The following is an 18114-nucleotide window of genomic DNA, read 5'->3' as shown; positions in this document are numbered from 1 at the left end:
CTGCAAAGATCCAGATGAATTTCAATGATTTTACAGTGCGCTGCTCCCCGTTAAATCCGATCCGCCGGTCTGACCTGCAGGCGGGAAGCACAGTGCAGCCGATCTTCGCCCTGACAATAGCGCAGCGCGCCTTCCTCGTTCAGCACCACCGGCATCCGGTCGTGGATGGCGGAGAGTTCCGGCAGCGCCGGACGGGTCATAATGACGAAGTGCGGACCATCCGCTTCCAGACGGTAGAAACCGGCCATGCACAGCATCGCCTGATCCGGAAGGGTGAACAACATCTTTTTCCGGCTGGGCTTCTCCCATTCATAATAACCGCTGGCGCAGATGACGCAGCGGCGCTGACGCAGGCTTTCGCCGAACATCCGCGAGCGCGGTGCGGTTTCCGAGCGGGCGTTGATCACCAGCCGTTTCTGCGTCGGATGGGTAAATCCCCAGCGCATGGCGGCCGGAACCAGTTCATCTCCCTGCTCAGACAACAGGCAAACCGGCGTCCGCTGCGATGGAAAAACCTCGCCCAGACTCAATTCCGATAGCGGTTCGTCGCCCAGCTGCCGCTCAAGCAAAGCCAGCAGCGAGCGGATCCGCGCGTTGTTCTGATCAAAGAATAAATAACGTCCGCACATCGTTTCACCCTCATTTCTCGATAAACCAGCGGTTTTCACAAAAGTACAGATACCGCCGCTGCCCGTGGGAAAACAGGCAGGTATAGCGCAGACCCGCGCCGCCGCTTTTTAAGGAAGCCGCAGGACAACGCTGAACAATTTTCTCTATCTTATATTTTAACCCGTTTTCCCAAAGAATAAACAAGGGAATGAAACTGCCGTCGTCTTCCCAGTTGCCGTTCACCCGAACATACTGCTTTTCCATGAAATCCTCGCTCCTCTCTGTCTTATATTTTACTTGAAAATAATTCAATTTCAAGCTTATATTAGAAAAAGGAAAGGATAATTTTGGGTATGCAGGATTTGAAAAGAATTTAAAGCTGAGTACGCCATGAATCTTAATTGCATGGATTGCCCCAAGCTCAAGGAATTAAGAATAATAGTTAATCATCTTGTTCAAAATATTTCAGCAAACGCATCGTCAGTTGGATGGAAAATAGCTGATTAGCATCGCGGCAGGATAAATTCCATTTTTCTTCGATTTTTTTCAATCTGTAAAGAATGGTATTTTTATGTGTAGCTAAGGCTTCTGCTGTTTTTCCAATTTCAAAATTATTTTTGATATATTGCTTTAACGTTTTATAATATTCAGAATTCTGCTGCTGATCCCAGCGAATCATTTCAATTAACGCCGGATTACAGTAATCAAGGTAACCATCAGTTTCAAGATTGCTGCGCAGAAATAACGCATATTCCCGGTGATCGTCAAAATAGAACAAAGTGCCTCGAGGTTGTTTCTTAAAGATCGGATGAGAGCATAAATAGCTCCGCTGTATGTTGGAGTTCAAGATGTTGCAAAAACGGCAGCCGATTAAAATGTCAGCCTGCAGAACCTTCGCTGATTCTTTTAGATTCTCGATCTGGTAAGTTCTGATTTCCTTTTCTGTGAGGTCAACAAGCGTATAAATGATTCCTTGTTCTTCAGCGGTTAGAGAGTCAGGAAAAATTCGCAGTAAAGCAGATGTAATCAAAGCGTTTTCTTCAGATTTTCTTCCTTTGGCGGCAAGCAGACGATATTGTTTACCGTGGTATTTCTCGCTGTCGGAAACCATTACCGATAATTCCATCAAAGTTTTGATTTTCCCGCATAAAATCATTTTAAATAAATTTTGTTCGTTGAGATTGTATCCCCAAACACCATCAATGGAACAGGAAATTGCAATAATTCTGGCAATCGTTTGAACTAACTCCATATCCATATTTTCTAATTCCTGGTTTGTTCCTGGAATTGTAATATTGCCAAAATAGCGTTCACCAATATAAACGTTAGAAAAAACTCGGGCATAATCATCTTCCGTAGCCGGAGAATAAAATGGAATCAGATTTTCTTTGCGTTTGCTGAGAACCCCCATAAACGTATTAAACCCATGGCTGTCTTTGGAAAGCATCTTTTTAATCCGGATCATTTCACCTTCTGGATAATTCTTGGAGCAGATTGCTAGTTCAATTCGATTGTCAGGGGAAAACCTGACGGGAGCATTTAGAAGTTCCGATGCGGTATCGACAAGAACTTGTAAATCAGTATTGTCATAGAGCATCGGGAAGAGAATCGACTCAGCTTTTACGGATAGATAAGACATAATTATTTCTCCTTTTAGTTAAACGGATAATTACGATAAGGATTCAATGTGACACCGCACAAGGACACATCAATTTTGTGATTTTGCATTAAAGATGGAAGCGAATGTTTAGTGGCCGCAACATAGGCATACCGTTTCTTCTTTTCTATAATAAATATGTAAATGAATTATATCACAATTGCGAAAACAGCAGAGATTAAATGCTGTAAGCATAGAAAGGATAGCATGAATCAAAGATCATGCAAAGAGGAGAAAATGAACAAACTGTCACGAAGAGATTTTTTGAAAGACGCAGCGGCCGGGGCGCTCGGGCTTGCCGGGATGTCTCTGCTGGGTGGATGCCAGACGTCAACCAGTTCTGCAGCTGGAGACTATACTTACGCGGAAACCATTGCCTGGGATGGACAATATGATGTGGTCGTTGTCGGCTTTGGCGGAGCCGGCGCTACGGCAGCGCACTATGCGGCCGCCAGTGGTGCTAACGTCCTGATTGCCGATGCGGCGCCCAAAGGTCATGAAGGCGGCAATACCCGTTATGCCCAACAGTTTATTGTTTGCGGCGATAATCCGGAAAAGTTACAGACATATTACCATGAATTAGCCGGGGGATTGGAATACGACGAGGAGGTCATTAAAGTGTATACTGAGAATATGGTGACACTGGGTGACCGGATGGCGTCCGATTACGGCGCGGACGTAATGTATTGGAAAGGCGTGCCGGCAGTGGCTTGGGCAATTCCGGAATTCCCGGAATTGGAAGGCGGCGAGGCGATCAACGCGTTTACCGTTCACGCCGGTGCAAAAGATTCCGCTTTGTGGAAACTGCTGCGGCAAAAAGTGGTCGAAGAAAAAGATAAAATTGATATCTGGTTCAATTCCCGGGCGGCTCATTTAATCCAGGAACCTCAGACGAAAACGATCATCGGCGTCACATTTGAGCGGGATGGGAAAATGGTGAATATTCGGGCGGCGAACGGTGTTGTTCTAGCCTGCGGCGGGTTTGAGAATAATTCAAAAATCGTTCAGGATTATATCGGCTATGCTCACTATAATGTCATTGGATCGACTTATAATCAGGGGGATGGGATTCATCTTTGCTTGGAGGCCGGAGCGGATTTATGGCATATGAACTGTTTCGAAGGCAGCAACACCCTAGGCGGTTTGGGACCGGATTATGGTGCGGGTGAACGAGGAATCGATCTTACCGGATTTTCAGCCGGAAGTTTTTTGATCACAGGCTTAGATGGTCGACGTTATTTTAATGAAACAGCGGAAGCCAGACATGGACATATCCGGCGCGGCGGTGAGTACGTTATGCCAGGACATCCGCAGAACGCCTGGTTAATTTTTGATCAGAATCAATATGAAACCCTCAGCTGGCCAGCTTTCGTTCAAGGGCAGATCATCGCTGCGGAATCCGTTCTGGAACTGGCGGCGGCATTAAAGATGGAAGCTGCAGTCTTATCGCGGACTATCAAAAAATTTAACCGCTTTGCCAGTGCAGGTGAGGATCTTGAATTTGAACGCGATCCCCAAACGATGCGGGAACTGGCAGGAAAGACGTGGTATGCGCTGCGGCTTGTCCCGCGAATTTTGAATACGCAGGGAGGAGCGCGTAGAAATGCCCGGGCCGAGGTACTGGATCCGGCCGGTAATGCCATCCCTCATTTATATTCAGCAGGTGAATTCGGTGGTTTGACGGCAAAAAATTATCAAGGGGCGACCAATTTGTCGGAGTGTCTGGTGTTTGGAAGGATTGCAGGCGAAAATGCAGCAACTGTGAAAGAAGCTTTACCAAGTTATACGCTGGCTCCGGCAGTTGAATCAAAACTCACGTACACCCAGGGTACAACGGATGAAAAAACGAGTGAATATGAACTGGAGGAAAACGAAGTGCTGGGTGTTGGCGCAGGGATGGGCGGCGATGTTGTCGTTGCAGTGAAAATTGAAAACGGAGCGGTCGCCAGAATCAGAATTCTGGAGAATAATGAAACGCAAGGGATTAGCGATCCGGCGTTCGCCACATTACCAGATCAGTTTATTGGCTGTGCGTCAGCAGAGGAAATCGACGCTATCGATCATGTCAGCAAGGCAACAGTGACCAGTAACGCGCTGAAAGAGGCCGTTAAAAACGCGTTAAACCAACTTCAATAAATCAATTAGAATAATCATTCAGGAAAGCGTAAGTTCTTAGGCGAAACAAAGTATGGAACCACGCTTTCTTTTTTCTGGAAAGTTTCAATGATGATTTTACTGGGACAGGGTTGGTCATTGCTTAAATGATCATGAATAATTTTCAGATAACATGAACAAATTTAAAGGATATACCTGGAATACTTGAAAAAAGTTCCGATTAGTCGTTGAAAAAACGGGAAGATTCCGTTACAATGAAGCCAGGGTGGTGATTCCGATGTATTTTAAGGAAAACCTGAGATATCTCAGAAAGAAGTATCATATTACACAGAATGACCTGGCGGAGAAATTCGGCTATAAATCATTTACGACGATTCAGAAATGGGAAGACGGCACCTCAATGCCGAAAATGAGCATCCTGCAGCAGCTGGCGGACTTTTTTAACCTGACGATCGAACGGCTGATCAACCAGGATCTGACACGCGATGAAATGTCGGGCGTGCGGGTACCGGTGCTGGGCAGCGTCAAGGCGGGCTATGATCATCTGGCAGAACAGATTGTTGAGGATTATGAATGGGTCAGCCCGGATGAAGCCCGGGGCGGCGAATATTTTTATCTCGATGTCGTCGGGGATTCGATGAAAAACGCCCGGATTGAGGAAGGCGACCGCGTGTATATCCATCGTCAGAATTCCGTGGATAACGGGCAGATCGCCGTCGTCTTGCTGGAAAACGACGAAGTAACGCTTAAACGTGTGTTCTATAAAGACGGCGATATGATCCTGCAGCCGGAGAACGACGCTTACGAACCGATCGTCGTGCCGTTAAAAGACGTCATGGACCGCCGCGTGCAGATACTGGGCCGGCTGGTTCACAACAAGATCCGCTATTAACATCAAAAGCGGGGATAATCTGAAAGAAAAAGGAAAGACCGTGAACGGGTTTGTATTGAAAACTGAACGGTCTTTTCGTTTGGGTTTTGTTGCAATGACAGCGGTTTCAAGGTAAACTTATACAAGAAATGAAGGTGGAAGCATGGAAAAATATATTATGGCGATCGACCAGGGAACGACCAGCACCCGGGCGATTTTATTTGATCAGCAATGTCAGATCCGCGCACAGGCACAGAAGGAATTTACACAGTATTTCCCCAAGCCCGGCTGGGTTGAGCATGACGCAACGGAGATCTGGCTGAGCGTGCTGGCCGTGATGGCGGAAGTTGTGATGGCCAGCGGCATCGACCCCGTGCAGGTAACGGGGATCGGGATTACCAACCAGCGCGAAACGACAGTCGTCTGGGATAAAACGACCGGTCTGCCGATCTATCACGCGATCGTGTGGCAGTCGCGGCAGACGGACAAGCTCTGCGACCAGCTGAAGAAAGAAGGGCTGGAAGACTGGATTCGCGGGAAGACCGGACTGGTCATCGATCCGTATTTCTCAGCGACGAAAGTCAAATGGATTCTTGATCATGTCCCGGGCGCGCGGAAGCGGGCAGAAAACGGCGAGCTGTTGATGGGGACGATCGATACGTGGCTGGTGTGGAAGCTCAGTGAAGGACGCTGTCACAGCACGGATTACTCCAACGCTTCGCGGACGATGATGTATAATATCTTCGATTTGAAGTGGGATGCGGAGATCCTGGCAAAGCTGGATATCCCCGCAAGCATGCTTCCGCAGGTTCAGCCGTCCAGTCAGATTGTCGCGACGACGGCGCCGGTGCATTTTTTCAACCGGGAAGTCCCGATTGCCGGGGTCGCAGGCGATCAGCAGGCGGCCTTGTTCGGCCAGGGCTGCTTTGAGGAAGGTATGGCAAAAAACACCTACGGCACCGGATGCTTCCTGTTGATGAACACCGGTGAGAAGCCGGTCGTTTCCCGTCATGGCTTGGTGACGACGTTGGCCTGGGGGGTGGACGGCAAGGTGAATTACGCGCTGGAAGGCAGTATTTTCGTCGCCGGCAGCGCAATCCAATGGCTGCGGGACGGCTTGAAAATGATCCGCACCGCACCGGAGAGCGAAGCGCTGGCGACCTCGGTATCCAGCAGTGAAGGCGTGATCGTCGTTCCGGCATTTGTCGGATTGGGCGCGCCGTATTGGGATGATAAAGCCCGCGGGGCGATCTTTGGCCTGACCCGCGGCACAACGCAGGCTCATTTAGCGCGGGCAACGCTGGAATCGCTGGCATTCCAGACCCGCGACGTATTGGAAGCGATGCAGAAGGATTCCGGCATCCGCTTAAAAACATTGAAGGTTGACGGCGGCGCCGTGCGCAATAATTATCTGATGCAGTTTCAGAGCGATCTGCTTCAGACACCGGTGGAACGGGGGAAAATCAATGAAACGACAGCGCTGGGCGCGGCTCTGTTAGCCGGACTGGCCGTCGGTTTCTGGAAAGACCGGCAGGAGGCGCTGGCCGGGCTGCAGCTCGACCGCCGGTTTGAGCCGCAGATAGAACAGGGCCAGGCGGACGAAGATTACCGCCGCTGGCAGCAGGCCGTGGCATGCTGCTGCCAATATCATCCTGAGGCTTAAAGGGAATCCGGAAATAAACAAAGAACAGGAGAATTGGACTCATTCATGGTATTAGATAAAGAAGGCTTTAATCGATGGGCGGCACAGTATGATCAAACCGTCGCTCAAACTCAGGCTGACAGCCAGTATCCATTTGCCGGCTACGATGCCGTGCTGCAGGCGATTGAAATGATCGTTGCCGCAAAGCCGCAGCCGGAGGTGCTGGACGCGGGCTTTGGCACCGGTGTTCTGACCCGGCGGCTGGCTGAGCGGGGCGCTCAGATCACCGGTTTTGATTTTGCTTTGGCAATGGTTGAAACTGTCCGGCGCCAACTGCCGCAGGCAGAATTGTTCGTGCATGATTTTAATGACGGCTGGCCGGCAGTGCTGGCGGAAAAACAGTTTGATTTTATCGTGTCCACGTATGCGCTGCATCATCTCAGCGTGGCCGGACAAATCGCCTGGATTCAGGAAATGCTCGGCCATCTCAAGCCCGGCGGAAGGGTGCTGATCGGCGACGTCGCGTTTGACAACGCCGCGGCGCTGTACGCATGCCGCGATCAGGCGGGAAAGCGATGGGACGCAGACGAAATCTATCTGACCCGGGAACAGCTAAAACCCGTCTTCGCACAACAGCTGCAGTGGCAGCGCTGTTCGTTCTGCGCGGCGCTGATGAGCTTTGGCGCTGACTGAAGCCGGCGGGTAAAATAAAAGAAAACAGGGGGATAAGCAATGAAAGCATTAATCTTCGATATGGACGGCGTCATTATCGACAGTGAAAAAGTGTATGAGCAGGCAGATCAGCAATGGTTTGCGGACAACGGCATTAAGACGGACCGAATCGCGCTGCGCCAGTGCCTGGGCTGCACGGACGATGTGAACTGGGGCATGATCGCCCGCTGGAATCCGGAGCTGGATATCGCCGCCACGTTCCACAAATACCGCGCGTTCTGCAAGGACGTGCGCGTCAATTATGAAAAAATTTACCGTCCCTACGTCCAGACGCTGATCGATCAATGCCGCCGCTGCGGGATTTTGACCGCGCTGGCTTCAAGCTCGCCGATGGACAATATCCAGACGGTTTTATGCGATTGTAAACTTGAGGGACAGTTTGATTTAGTCGTCAGCGGCTGCGATCTGCCCGTCAGCAAGCCGGATCCGGCGATCTTTCTGCAATGCGCGAAGCAGCTGGGCTGCATACCGGCGGAATGTGTCGTGATCGAGGATTCGTTGAACGGCGTGACGGCGGGGAAACGGGCAGGCATGACGGTGATCGGACTGGATGATCCGTACTTTGGTCAGGACTTGTCGAAGGCGGACATGCGGGTCGATCAGCTGGAACAGATTGTCATCACGGATAAAGGATTTTTGATCGGCGGGCAAACCTTATGAAAATCTTTTTTGTCAGGCACGGTCATCCGGATTATACCGAACCGAAAGCGCTGGGTTATCCGGGCTTTGGCAACGACCTGGCGCCGTTGGACGCGCTGGGACGTTCGCAGGCGGAACAGACGGCGCGGGATCCGCGGCTGAAGCAAGGCCAGCTGATCGTCGCTTCGCCGTTTACGCGGGCATTGCAGACGGCGGCGGTCCTCTCGCACCGGCTGGATCTGGAACTGCGTGTAGAAGTGGGGCTGCACGAGTGGCTGCCGGATCTCACGTATTCGCATACCGACGTGGAAACGGTTGAGCGGGCCCGGGCGGAATTTGACGCGATGAACGGCGTCGCCGGTCCGGAAAGAAAACAGGCCTGGGAGACGTGGGAACAGATGCGCACGCGCGCGGAACGGGCGTTAGCGCGGTATGCCGGCTATGACTGCCTGATCGTCGTCTGTCACGGGTTGTTGATGCAAGCCTTTGGCGCGGAAAAAACAATCTCCAACGGCGGGATCTTTGAGGCGGAGTGGTCGCCGGCATGCCGGGATTAGGACAGGGGGGAAACAATGGAACGGATTTGTATTATCGGTTGTCCCGGCAGCGGCAAGAGTACGCTGGCAGCGCGCCTCGCGTCGCAAACAGGCATTCCGGCAGTGCATCTGGATCAGCTGTTCTGGAAGGAAAACTGGGTTCAGCGCACAGCTGCGGAATTTGACGAGCTGTTGGCGGAAGCACTCAAGCAAAGCCGCTGGATCATGGACGGGAACTTTGCCCGCACGCTGCCGTTAAGGTTAGGCTTCGCGGATACCCTGGTCGTTTACGATCTGCCCAAATGGCGCAGTTTGCTGGGCTATTTTAAACGGCTGCGGCGCTACCGCGGCCAATCCCGGCCTGATATGACGCCGGGCTGCGCGGAGAAGCTGGATTGGGAGTTTGTGGGGTACATCTTAAAATTCAAACGCGAGGATCTGAGCGCGCTGCAGCGTGAATTTCCTGATCTGACCATCATCCGGTTGCGCTCGCACCGTCAGGCAGAGGACTGGCTGGGACAGGTTGAGCGCGTTTCCAAATCGTGAAAAGAGAGCGAAGCGCAAATAGAATACCCGGATTACGAGTGCAAAAGAGAAGAATAACGATGAACAAAAAAGAAAGTGAAAATGCGGGCCGTCAGAAACGGCGGCACGTTTTGACGAGGTGATCAAAATGCTTCAATTAAAACGCTTCACGGCGGCGGACGGCGAACAAGCGTACGCCTTTCTGCAAGCCTTCGCTCCGGACGAAAACGGCTTTATGAATCCTTACCGCGGCTGTCCGAAAGATCAGTTTTTAACGCAGGAGCTGCCGCGGATTCTGGCACACGCCGAAGGAAAAATGCTGAAGGAAAATCACGTGCCGGAAACCTGGTTCTTTCTGTGGGATGACGACCAGATGGTCGGTTTGTTCCGGATCCGGCATTACCTCACCGAGGCCTTGGCGCAGGGTGCGGGCCATGTTGGCTATGGCATCCATCCTGCTTATCGGGGGCAAGGCTATGCGACGCGCGGCTTGGCGCTGGCGGTCAAGGAAGCCGCGAAGCTGATCCGGGAGGAGGAGGTCTATCTGTCCTGCCATAAAGACAATCCGGCTTCGCTGCGGGTTCAGCTTAAAAATCAGGCGCGGATCGATCATGAGGACGAGGTGGAATTTTATACCCGGATCCCGCTGCCGGAGCGCAACGGCTGACGAAAAAACAAGCTTGGTAAGATAAAAAAGAAGTCTGGCAGAATCCGGAATCATTCCGGCTGTCAGACTTTTTCAATAGATTGTGATATCGCGATGAAACGGAAAGTTTCCGTTCTGTAAGAATAAGCAATTCGCTTTCCGAACGGTTAAGATTTAACGCCGGCCAGAGCTATGTTGGATGTCAGGCCTCTTGGCAGATAGGATCGAGTCTGAATTCCCGCACGAGAAACGCCGCGAACCAGCTGATGAGCACTTCCTGCGGCATCATCGGGGCAAGCCAGTGCAGCTGCTGAAGCAGTGCGGTCTGTTGATGAAGCATCTGATCGCACAAACTGCGGCACAGCGTAATCCGGTCCGCTTTGCCGATCAGCGTCAATAACGATTGTTTCGTGGTCTGCTGCAGCAGGCTCTGATACAGCGAGCGTTCGGTTTCCAAGGCTGGCGATCCGGCGTTGAAATAGCCGGCCAGCTCGATCAGGAAAGCCTGCGGATCGAGAATGACCTGGGGATCTTTTTTCATGAATTCCGCGCCGTTTTCCATCATCCGCACCAACACCGTTTCTGCGGTGTCGCCCTTGATTTTCAGCACTCTGTCCAGCAGCACGTTCTGCGGCCACAGCGTGTCGATGAACGGATGATCGGAATCGTCCAGCTGACATTGGAATAAGGTCAGCTCGCGCAGCATCCGCTCTGCCAGAGCACGCAGCGAAGCGTTCAGCGGAGAAAAGACGAAACGCTCTCCGATCAGCTGACCGAGAAATTTCTTCGCGTCCAGCAGCCCCAGCTCGCGGTTGCGCTTTAAAAGCTCCGGATCAAACGAAAGGAACGAACCCAGCTCGCGGGAAGGGGAAATCACGGCGACCTGCGGCAGCTTTTCCAGCGTCGGATGGATCGGACTTTGATAATGCAGATTCACGGCGATCACCCGGTCCGCACCCATCCTCAGCGCCAGTGCGATCGGCAGGTTGTCCTGATATCCGCCGTCGATATACTGCTGCCCGTCGAACTCGTAAACCGGAAAGGCCGGAAAACACGAAGCAGTCGCGATCAGATAATCCTTGATCCGGCCTTCGGGAATCTGCGCTTTCGTCAGCTCCACCGCCTGAAGCGAAGGATAACGCACGGTGACCAGTCCGAAATCAATCGGCGAGCGGCGCAGCTTCTCTTCGTCGACCAGCCGGGCGATCATTTCTTTTAACGGCGTGTTGTCCGCCCCTTTGGTGTTGATGTATTTTTTTAGGAAAGGGGCGATTTTCTGTTTGTTTTCCATGATCGCGCTGAGCTCTAAATCAAAACCATCCTGCATCACGTCTTCAATCCTGAGATTCGCCCACAGATCCAGCGCCGCCGCATAATCCTGCTGGACGATCAACGCGCCGTTTAACGCGCCGATCGAAGTTCCCGTCACGATGTCCGGGGCCAGGCCGGCCGCGCTTAACGCCTGCCACACTCCGATTTCATAGGCGCCCCGCGAACCGCCGCCGCACAATACCCATGCCGTTTTCATGATCTGTTCCTCCCGTTCGATTGTTTTCTATCTTTATGTATTATATAATAACGGCGCAGGTTTCGATACGCTGAAAACGTTTTTGGCGGAAACGAAAACGGAAAATGAAAAGAAAGAGGTGAAGGACGATGAAGCTGATTCATCATGCGATTTATTTTGTCAGCTGCATGGCGATTTATATCGGCCTGTTCTGGGCGGAATGCCAGATCGTGCCGCCGGTGCTGGAACTGTGCCTGCCCTCAGGCTGGATTGGGGTCGAATGGGTCGTCCTGGGTCTGTTCCTCCTGTTTCCCAATCCGCAGCTGACCTGGATTTTCGGCAACCGGATTTCCCGCCGGCTGACGCCCGCTTCCTGATTTGACATCAAGTTTCACTTTCTCTGCGCATACGCTGTATGGGAGGTGAGACTTTTTTATGTTCCATCGAAAAAACAGGCTGCTTTTGATCGAAGTGCTGACGCTGGTGGCCGCCGGGTTGATCATGATCGCCTCCAGCTCGGTGTACTGGGCGGAGTTCAAATATCACAACCCCTGGTATTTTGTCCAGCGTCAGGCGCTGTTTGCCGGGCTGGGCTTAGTCGCGATGAATTTGACCAGCCGGCTGAATATTCAAAAGCTGCGGGAAAAACAGAAGCCGATTCTGATCGGCTGTTATATCGCGCTGGCGCTGGTGCTGATTCCGGGACTGGGCGTGCAGCGCAACGGCTCGCGCAGCTGGTTCGGCGTCGGCAGCTTTTTGATCCAGCCCTCGGAGTTTTTCAAGCTGGCGCTGATTCTCTCGGTGTCGGATTATCTGGCTTCCAAAGACCGGATTAAAAGTCTGCGCCGGGATTTGTTAGTGCCGCTGTTTTTAACCATGCTGGGTTTCGGATTGATTCTTCTGCAGCCGGATTTCGGCAGCGGATTGGTCATGGTCTGCAGCATCGTTGTGATCGTGCTGGCGGCGGACGCGCCGTTTAAGTATTTTATCCGTCTGGGACTGCTGGGCGCGGCAGGCTTGACCGGCTTGATTCTGGCAGCCCCGTACCGGATGGCGCGGATCGTTTCCTTTCTTGATCCGTGGCAGGATCCGTTAGGCAGCGGCTTCCAGATTATCCAGTCGCTGTTTGCGATCGCCCCGGGCGGCTTGCTGGGAGCCGGACTGAACCGGTCGATGCAGAAGCACTTTTATCTGCCGGAACCGCAGACCGATTTCATCTTCGCGATCACAGCGGAGGAGTTGGGCTGGATCGGCGCTTCGCTGATCATTATTATTTATCTGCTGATCATCCTGGAGGGTGTCCGGATCGCCAAGAACGCTCACGATCCGTTTCTGTGCTATGTCGCGGTCGGCATCGTCAGTTTGTTCGCGATTCAGGTCATGATCAATCTCGGCGTCGTCGTCGGTTTGTTTCCGGTCACCGGGATTACGCTGCCCTTGATGTCCTACGGCGGCAGCTCGTTAGTGATGATCATGGCCTCGCTGGGCATCTTAATGAGTATCGCCAAGGCCTAAAGGCAAGATGCGGGTGGGCGCGGCGGACGATGTATGCTATAATAAGGCAGGCAAAAAAGCAAATGAAAAAGGAGTGAAACGCAATGCGCGTATTAATTGCGACCGGCGGCACCGGCGGTCATATCTATCCGGCGCTGGCGCTGGCCGACGCCATGAAGGAAAAAGATCCGCAAACGGAAATCCTGTTTGTCGGCACGGCGGAACGGATGGAGTCGACGGAGATTCCCAAGGCCGGCTATGCGTTTGAAGCGATTAAGGCCAAAGGGCTGAACGGTTCCGCCCTGGCGAAGGTTCAGGCCGTCATGCAGCTGGCTCAGGCGTATTTCGCCTGCCGGAAGATTGTGCGGCAGTTCCGTCCGGATTACGCGATCGGCTTTGGCAACTATATCAGCGCGCCGGTGATTCTGGCCGCGCACTTCGCGCATGTGCCGACGATGCTTCACGAACAAAATTCCTATGCCGGCAAAGCGAACCGCTTTCTGGCGAAATATGCCGATCAGATCGTCGGCTGCTATCCTGAAAACTTAGACCAGTTTCCGCCGCAGAAAACCCGGATCCTCGGCAATCCGCGGGCCAGTGTGGCGGCCCGGGCGCAGCGCGATCCCAACGTGGTGCGGCAGCTGGGTCTGGATCCGGCCAGGCCGTTAGTCGTTGTTGTGATGGGCTCGCTGGGCTCGGAAAGCGTCAATGCCGTCATGGTCAAGGCGCTGAAGCAGATGGCCGGCCAATCTTATCAGGTATTGTATGTTACCGGCCGGGCGGCTTATGAGGAAGTCCGCGCGCAGCATCTGGAATGTGCCAATATCAAGGTAGTCCCGTATATCGACGGGGTCAAGGTCATGGTCAACGCCGATCTGGCGGTGGTGCGCGGGGGAGCGACAACGGCCGCGGAGATCACGGTTTTAGGGCTGCCGGCGATCATCATTCCCAGCCCTTACGTTCCCAACAACCATCAGGTGCTCAACGCGAAAGCGCTGCAGAGCGCGGGGGCGGCGCTCATGATCGAAGAAAAAGACTTGACAGAAGGGGAAATAACCGCAAAAATAGAGAGTGTTGTTTTTGATCCGATCCGTTTGGAAAGCATGCGGACGGCTGCGAAGCGGCTGGGACATCCGGATGCCAGCGAACAGATATACAACTGGATCCAACAAGGATAAAAGGTGATTTTAACAATGAGAAACAGCTTGGAAAGACTGCGGTGCTATGGCGATGTGACGGAAAATGTTCCGATGTCGACGCTGACGACACTGCGCATCGGCGGCAATGCCCGCGCGGTCGTCTATCCCAAGACAATGCTGGCGCTGACGCAGGTGCTGCGGCTGTTAGCCAAGCAGGGGATTCCGTATAAAATCTTCGGCAAGGGGAGCAATCTGTTATGCTCCGACAACGATTACGAAGGCGTGATACTCAAGCTTGACCGCTATCACGGCGACTTTTATTTCGACGGCCAGACGGTAGTGGCGGAGGCCGGCTGTTCGATTATCGCTTTGTCGTATGAAGCGATGAAGCATTCGCTGTCCGGACTGGAATTTGCCAGCGGCATTCCCGGCACGGTCGGGGGCGCGACATTTATGAATGCCGGCGCGTACAAGAGCTGCATGGCTGAGGTCGTCAGCGAGGTGTTCGTGCTGCGGCAAGGACGCTGCGAATGGTTAAGTCCGGCTGAGTGCGGCTTTGGCTATCGGACTTCGATTTTCCAAAGTCATCCCGACTGGGTGATTCTGGCCGTCCGGTTTCATTTGACAAAACAGGATCAGACGGAGATCCGCGATCTGATGGACCGCCGGCGTCAGCGGCGGATGGAATCGCAGCCGTTGGATAAGCCGAGCGCCGGCAGCGTGTTCCGCAATCCCAAGGATCGCCAGGCTTGGCAGATGATCGACGAGCTGGGCTACCGCGGCCGCCGTGTCGGCGGGGTTTCCGTCAGCGAGAAGCACGTCAATTTCATCGTCAACGATCAACAGGGAAAGGCCCGGGATTTTATTGAACTGGTCGAGGAAATTCAGGAACAGGTGCGCCGTCATTATGGTGAGGAACTGATTCTGGAAGTGGAGAAGTTTAACTGGTGATCCGCAAACCATCGCCGGTCAAACCGGACGAAAACAAAAACTCGGTAGATCTGTTGATCGAACAACGGCGGCGTCAGGCCGAACAAAAAAACTTCCGCCATCAGAAACGCCGGCTGTTCAAGGCGTCGTTAGTCTGCGCGCTGATCGTGATGGGACTGGCGTATTATTCAAGCGACGCTTCGTTAATCAAAACCGTCAGCGTTAAAGGCAACGTCAGTCTAAGCCGTGCCGATGTGCTGGAACTGGCGGGAATCACAGCTCAGTCGCGCTGGCTGACGGTATTTGCACCGCAGGTGAAAAATGCCCTGCAGCAGTACCCGCTGATCGTCTCGGCTTCAGTGCGGCATGAGCGCGGCAACCAGATCGTGATTGAAATTGAAGAACGGGAGCCGGTCGGCTACCGCTACATCGAAGAACCGGAAATTTTATTCAAGGACGGAACCGTCGTCAAGATGGATGAACGGATGACCGGCCTGATTGCAAGAATTCCGCTGATCGTCGGCTTTCAAAGCGAGGAACAGAGCGCCGATCTGGCGATGGCGTTCCGCCATGTGCCCGCAGCGATGATTTCGTTGATTTCGGAGATCCAGCAATATGAGGTTTCCTACGATCCCAACATGATCCGGCTGATCATGCATGACGGCAACCAGTTTTTTTCCAGCTACTATTCGATGGACGTGCTCAGCGAGTACAACAGCATCGTTTCCAATCTCAACAAGCCGAACTCGTGCATCTACGTCGATGAAATGTCCAAGTCCGCCTACACCCAGCTGTGTCCGGGCGAAGCGGATCCCAACGCGCCCGCAGAGGGAGAATCAGATGAAAATTCTGACACAAACGGCGCAGAAACCGAGTAAAATTTGAAAAGTACAAATAGTTTGATATAATAAATAAAGCGAAGGAGGAATCGTTCATGTCCATAGAACGGGTAACCAGCTACGGAAATATCAACATCTCGCAGGAAGCGATCGCAACGTTGGCCGGAGGTGTCGTCAGCGAATGCTACGGCGTCGTCGGGATGGCTTCCCAGAAGTTAGTGAAGGATGGCTGGGCTGAATTATTGAAAAAAGAAAACTATTCCCGCGGGGTTGTCGTCAGAAAGACCGACAGGGGAATGGAACTGGATCTATATATCGTCATCGGTTTCGGCGTTAAAGTGTCCGAAGTCGTCAGTGAAGTACAGAAGAAAGTGAAGTATGTCCTTGAGAAAACTCTGGAGCAGGATTTTGCGGCCGTCAATGTCTATGTGCAGGGTGTCCGGGTTATTGGTTAATCGGAGGGTATCATGAATAGAATTAACGGAACGGATTTTAAAGAGATGCTGCTCAGCGGAGCGGCTCATTTGAGCAACCGCCACGACGCGATTGACGCGCTGAATGTTTTCCCAGTCCCGGACGGCGACACCGGCACGAACATGTCGATGACGTTCACCTCGGGCGTGAAGGAAGCGATGCAGGCGTGCACTGAGGATCTCAGCTTGTTGGCGAAGACCTTGTCGAAGGGGCTGTTGATGGGAGCACGGGGAAATTCCGGCGTCATTCTGTCGCAGATTTTCAGAGGTTTTTACCAGTCGATTGAAGGCAAGAGCGAGCTGACTCCGGCGGATTTGGCGGCGGCGTTCGTCAATGGCAGCAAGGTTGCCTACAAGGCGGTTATGCGCCCGGTGGAAGGGACAATTTTAACGGTTGTCCGCGAAGCCAGCGCGGCCGGCGAGCAATACATGAAGGAACATCCGGAAGCGACGATCGACGATGTGTTTAACTGCATTCTCGACGAATCGCGGATTTCACTGGCCAATACGCCGGAACTGCTTCCGGTATTAAAGGAAGTCGGCGTCGTCGACAGCGGCGGAACCGGATTGGTCGTTATTTTAGAAGGCTTTAAAGCGGCGATGGATGGTCATCCGTTCGTCATGGAAGAAAAGGAAAGCACCACCGCTAAAGCGGCGATGGAGCTGGAAAATGAAGAATTCGGCTACTGCACGGAATTTATTCTGCGTTTAAGCGAGCAGGGACAGGTCACATTCACCGAAGAGAAGATGAAGAAGGCGCTGGCTCGCTTGGGCGAATCGATCGTCGTCGTTCAGGATGACGATCTGGTCAAGGTGCACGTGCATACCCTGACCCCGGGCGACGCGCTGAACTATGCGCAGCGCTATGGCGAATTCGTCAAACTGAAAATTGAAAACATGCAGGAACAGCACAACACGATCATGAACGAATCGCTGCCGGAAAAAGCGGAAGCCCCGGTGGAAGAAAAAGATTACGCTCTGATTGCGGTTGCGGCCGGGGACGGCTTGAAGAAGCTGTTTGAGGAATACCGCGTCGACGTCGTGATTTCCGGCGGGCAGACGATGAATCCGTCGACTGAGGATTTTGTCGCGGCGATCAAGAAGGTCAAGGCGAAGCATATCTTCATCCTGCCGAATAACTCCAACATCATCCTGGCGGCGCAGCAGGCCGCGGCAGTGATGGAAGACCAGGATATCCGGGTTCTGCAGACAAAATCGATCCCACAGGGCTTATCCGCCTGCATCATGTTCAATCCGGAAGTCTCCGCGGAAGAAAACGAAGCGGAAATGACAGCCGCGCTGCAGCATGTCAAAACGGGGCAGATCACCTATGCGATCAAGGATACAACCTTCGACGGCATGGAGATCGTAGCCGGGGATTACATGGGCATCGCCGAGAAGTCGATCGTGATTTCAACGCCGAATAAAATGGATGCGTGCCTGCGGTTACTGGACAGCCTGATCGACGGGGATTCGGAGATCGTGACGGTGCTTGCGGGTGAAGACGCCAGCGAGGAAGAAACGTCCCAGATCGCCCGGTACATCGAAGATCAGTTCGGCGTGGAAACGGATATCCAGGCCGGAGGTCAGCCTGTCTACTCGTTTATCTTTGGTGTCGAATAAGTCAAAGGGACAACGTTGTAAATATTGCAAGTCTGAAGTTTGAACTTGACAGAAACAGAAAATCGACGGAATGCGGAAAATCTGGCTCTTTCAAAAATAGTGTTGGTGAGAGAAAAACCGAAACAAGAAAGACGCAG

Annotated in this window: 19 protein-coding genes; 15 read left to right on the top strand and 4 right to left on the bottom strand. The window is 52.7% G+C overall.

What is annotated here, in order from left to right:
- Positions 1–50: 50 nt before the first annotated feature.
- The 3 genes from I2G61_RS07520 to I2G61_RS07510 form a co-directional block, all read right to left on the bottom strand.
- Entirely contained in the window at positions 51–629 is a 579-nt protein-coding gene (locus I2G61_RS07520; protein WP_072683321.1) for an SOS response-associated peptidase family protein, read from the bottom strand.
- A 10-nt stretch (positions 630–639) separates the two neighbouring features.
- Positions 640–873 (bottom strand): hypothetical protein, encoded by a 234-nt coding sequence (locus tag I2G61_RS07515; RefSeq protein ID WP_006060537.1) that lies wholly within the window; start codon positions 871–873, stop codon positions 640–642.
- 178 nt (positions 874–1051) lie between these two features.
- Complete coding sequence (locus I2G61_RS07510) at positions 1052–2248, bottom strand: CdaR family transcriptional regulator (protein WP_083538411.1); 1197 nt, start codon at positions 2246–2248, stop codon at positions 1052–1054.
- Positions 2249–2503: 255 nt separating this feature from the next.
- Here I2G61_RS07510 and I2G61_RS07505 point away from each other — a divergent pair, with 255 nt between their 5' ends.
- The 8 genes from I2G61_RS07505 to I2G61_RS07470 all read left to right on the top strand — a co-directional run bounded on the left by I2G61_RS07505 (position 2504) and on the right by I2G61_RS07470 (position 9993).
- Entirely contained in the window at positions 2504–4402 is a 1899-nt protein-coding gene (locus tag I2G61_RS07505; RefSeq protein ID WP_195548096.1) for an FAD-binding protein, read from the top strand.
- 256 nt (positions 4403–4658) lie between these two features.
- Entirely contained in the window at positions 4659–5273 is a 615-nt protein-coding gene (locus I2G61_RS07500) for a LexA family transcriptional regulator (protein WP_006060538.1), read from the top strand.
- Between the two features lie 142 nt (positions 5274–5415).
- Entirely contained in the window at positions 5416–6915 is a 1500-nt protein-coding gene (gene glpK / locus I2G61_RS07495) for a glycerol kinase GlpK (protein ID WP_072683319.1), read from the top strand.
- Between the two features lie 45 nt (positions 6916–6960).
- Positions 6961–7587: a class I SAM-dependent methyltransferase gene (locus I2G61_RS07490; protein WP_072683318.1), complete on the top strand. Its 627-nt coding sequence runs from the start codon at positions 6961–6963 to the stop codon at positions 7585–7587.
- Between the two features lie 39 nt (positions 7588–7626).
- On the top strand, positions 7627–8286 hold the full coding sequence (locus I2G61_RS07485) for an HAD family phosphatase (protein ID WP_072683317.1): 660 nt from the start codon (positions 7627–7629) through the stop codon (positions 8284–8286).
- The gene (locus I2G61_RS07480) at positions 8283–8822 is read left to right on the top strand and encodes a histidine phosphatase family protein (protein ID WP_072683316.1); all 540 of its coding nucleotides are present in this window, start codon (positions 8283–8285) and stop codon (positions 8820–8822) included. Before I2G61_RS07485 ends, I2G61_RS07480 begins: the two co-directional genes overlap by 4 nt.
- A 15-nt stretch (positions 8823–8837) precedes the next feature.
- Entirely contained in the window at positions 8838–9347 is a 510-nt protein-coding gene (locus tag I2G61_RS07475; RefSeq protein ID WP_072683315.1) for an AAA family ATPase, read from the top strand.
- A gap of 127 nt (positions 9348–9474) precedes the next feature.
- On the top strand, positions 9475–9993 hold the full coding sequence (locus tag I2G61_RS07470; RefSeq protein WP_195548095.1) for a GNAT family N-acetyltransferase: 519 nt from the start codon (positions 9475–9477) through the stop codon (positions 9991–9993).
- A 181-nt stretch (positions 9994–10174) separates the two neighbouring features.
- Here the strand turns inward: I2G61_RS07470 and I2G61_RS07465 are convergent, their stop codons facing one another.
- The gene (locus tag I2G61_RS07465) at positions 10175–11500 is read right to left on the bottom strand and encodes a patatin-like phospholipase family protein (RefSeq protein WP_072683313.1); all 1326 of its coding nucleotides are present in this window, start codon (positions 11498–11500) and stop codon (positions 10175–10177) included.
- Positions 11501–11628: 128 nt separating this feature from the next.
- On the opposite strand from I2G61_RS07465, the gene I2G61_RS07460 reads away from it, so the two are divergent.
- The 7 genes from I2G61_RS07460 (at position 11629) to I2G61_RS07430 (ending at position 17977) form a co-directional block, all read left to right on the top strand.
- Positions 11629–11856 carry a hypothetical protein gene (locus I2G61_RS07460; RefSeq protein ID WP_006060553.1) on the top strand — a complete coding sequence of 76 codons (228 nt, stop codon included), beginning with the start codon at positions 11629–11631 and terminating at the stop codon, positions 11854–11856.
- Positions 11857–11914: 58 nt separating this feature from the next.
- On the top strand, positions 11915–12994 hold the full coding sequence (gene ftsW, locus I2G61_RS07455; RefSeq protein ID WP_006060554.1) for a putative lipid II flippase FtsW: 1080 nt from the start codon (positions 11915–11917) through the stop codon (positions 12992–12994).
- Between the two features lie 83 nt (positions 12995–13077).
- Entirely contained in the window at positions 13078–14151 is a 1074-nt protein-coding gene (gene murG / locus I2G61_RS07450) for an undecaprenyldiphospho-muramoylpentapeptide beta-N-acetylglucosaminyltransferase (protein ID WP_006060555.1), read from the top strand.
- Between the two features lie 15 nt (positions 14152–14166).
- Entirely contained in the window at positions 14167–15063 is an 897-nt protein-coding gene (gene murB, locus I2G61_RS07445) for a UDP-N-acetylmuramate dehydrogenase (RefSeq protein WP_072683312.1), read from the top strand.
- On the top strand, positions 15060–15920 hold the full coding sequence (locus I2G61_RS07440; protein ID WP_072683311.1) for a cell division protein FtsQ/DivIB: 861 nt from the start codon (positions 15060–15062) through the stop codon (positions 15918–15920). The genes murB and I2G61_RS07440 overlap by 4 nt, the downstream gene beginning before the upstream one ends.
- 56 nt (positions 15921–15976) lie before the next feature.
- A complete protein-coding gene (locus I2G61_RS07435) occupies positions 15977–16336 on the top strand; it encodes an Asp23/Gls24 family envelope stress response protein (RefSeq protein WP_072683310.1) in 360 nt (119 codons plus the stop codon).
- 12 nt (positions 16337–16348) lie between these two features.
- Complete coding sequence (locus I2G61_RS07430; RefSeq protein ID WP_072683309.1) at positions 16349–17977, top strand: DAK2 domain-containing protein; 1629 nt, start codon at positions 16349–16351, stop codon at positions 17975–17977.
- The last annotated feature ends 137 nt before the right edge of the window (positions 17978–18114 follow it).

The sequence above is a fragment of the Holdemania sp. 1001095H_141210_F2 genome (assembly GCF_015558105.1).
In the GTDB taxonomy this organism is placed as follows: domain Bacteria; phylum Bacillota_I; class Bacilli_A; order Erysipelotrichales; family Erysipelotrichaceae; genus Holdemania.
The sequence above is the reverse complement of the archived record's forward strand: the minus strand, read 5'-3'. Positions and strand labels throughout refer to the sequence as shown.

Bases quoted from the DNA above. Each gene is read 5' to 3' on its own strand.
- glpK (WP_072683319.1), top strand. From the start codon at position 5,416: ATGGAAAAATATATTATGGCGATCGACCAGGGAACGACCAGCACCCGG.
- I2G61_RS07465 (WP_072683313.1), bottom strand. From the start codon at position 11,500: ATGAAAACGGCATGGGTATTGTGCGGCGGCGGTTCGCGGGGCGCCTAT.
- ftsW (WP_006060554.1), top strand. From the start codon at position 11,915: ATGTTCCATCGAAAAAACAGGCTGCTTTTGATCGAAGTGCTGACGCTG.
- I2G61_RS07520 (WP_072683321.1), bottom strand. From the start codon at position 629: ATGTGCGGACGTTATTTATTCTTTGATCAGAACAACGCGCGGATCCGC.
- I2G61_RS07505 (WP_195548096.1), top strand. From the start codon at position 2,504: ATGAACAAACTGTCACGAAGAGATTTTTTGAAAGACGCAGCGGCCGGG.
- I2G61_RS07480 (WP_072683316.1), top strand. From the start codon at position 8,283: ATGAAAATCTTTTTTGTCAGGCACGGTCATCCGGATTATACCGAACCG.
- murB (WP_072683312.1), top strand. From the start codon at position 14,167: ATGAGAAACAGCTTGGAAAGACTGCGGTGCTATGGCGATGTGACGGAA.
- I2G61_RS07430 (WP_072683309.1), top strand. From the start codon at position 16,349: ATGAATAGAATTAACGGAACGGATTTTAAAGAGATGCTGCTCAGCGGA.
- I2G61_RS07435 (WP_072683310.1), top strand. From the start codon at position 15,977: ATGTCCATAGAACGGGTAACCAGCTACGGAAATATCAACATCTCGCAG.
- I2G61_RS07510 (WP_083538411.1), bottom strand. From the start codon at position 2,248: ATGTCTTATCTATCCGTAAAAGCTGAGTCGATTCTCTTCCCGATGCTC.
- murG (WP_006060555.1), top strand. From the start codon at position 13,078: ATGCGCGTATTAATTGCGACCGGCGGCACCGGCGGTCATATCTATCCG.
- I2G61_RS07475 (WP_072683315.1), top strand. From the start codon at position 8,838: ATGGAACGGATTTGTATTATCGGTTGTCCCGGCAGCGGCAAGAGTACG.
- I2G61_RS07500 (WP_006060538.1), top strand. From the start codon at position 4,659: ATGTATTTTAAGGAAAACCTGAGATATCTCAGAAAGAAGTATCATATT.
- I2G61_RS07470 (WP_195548095.1), top strand. From the start codon at position 9,475: ATGCTTCAATTAAAACGCTTCACGGCGGCGGACGGCGAACAAGCGTAC.
- I2G61_RS07515 (WP_006060537.1), bottom strand. From the start codon at position 873: ATGGAAAAGCAGTATGTTCGGGTGAACGGCAACTGGGAAGACGACGGC.
- I2G61_RS07490 (WP_072683318.1), top strand. From the start codon at position 6,961: ATGGTATTAGATAAAGAAGGCTTTAATCGATGGGCGGCACAGTATGAT.
- I2G61_RS07460 (WP_006060553.1), top strand. From the start codon at position 11,629: ATGAAGCTGATTCATCATGCGATTTATTTTGTCAGCTGCATGGCGATT.
- I2G61_RS07485 (WP_072683317.1), top strand. From the start codon at position 7,627: ATGAAAGCATTAATCTTCGATATGGACGGCGTCATTATCGACAGTGAA.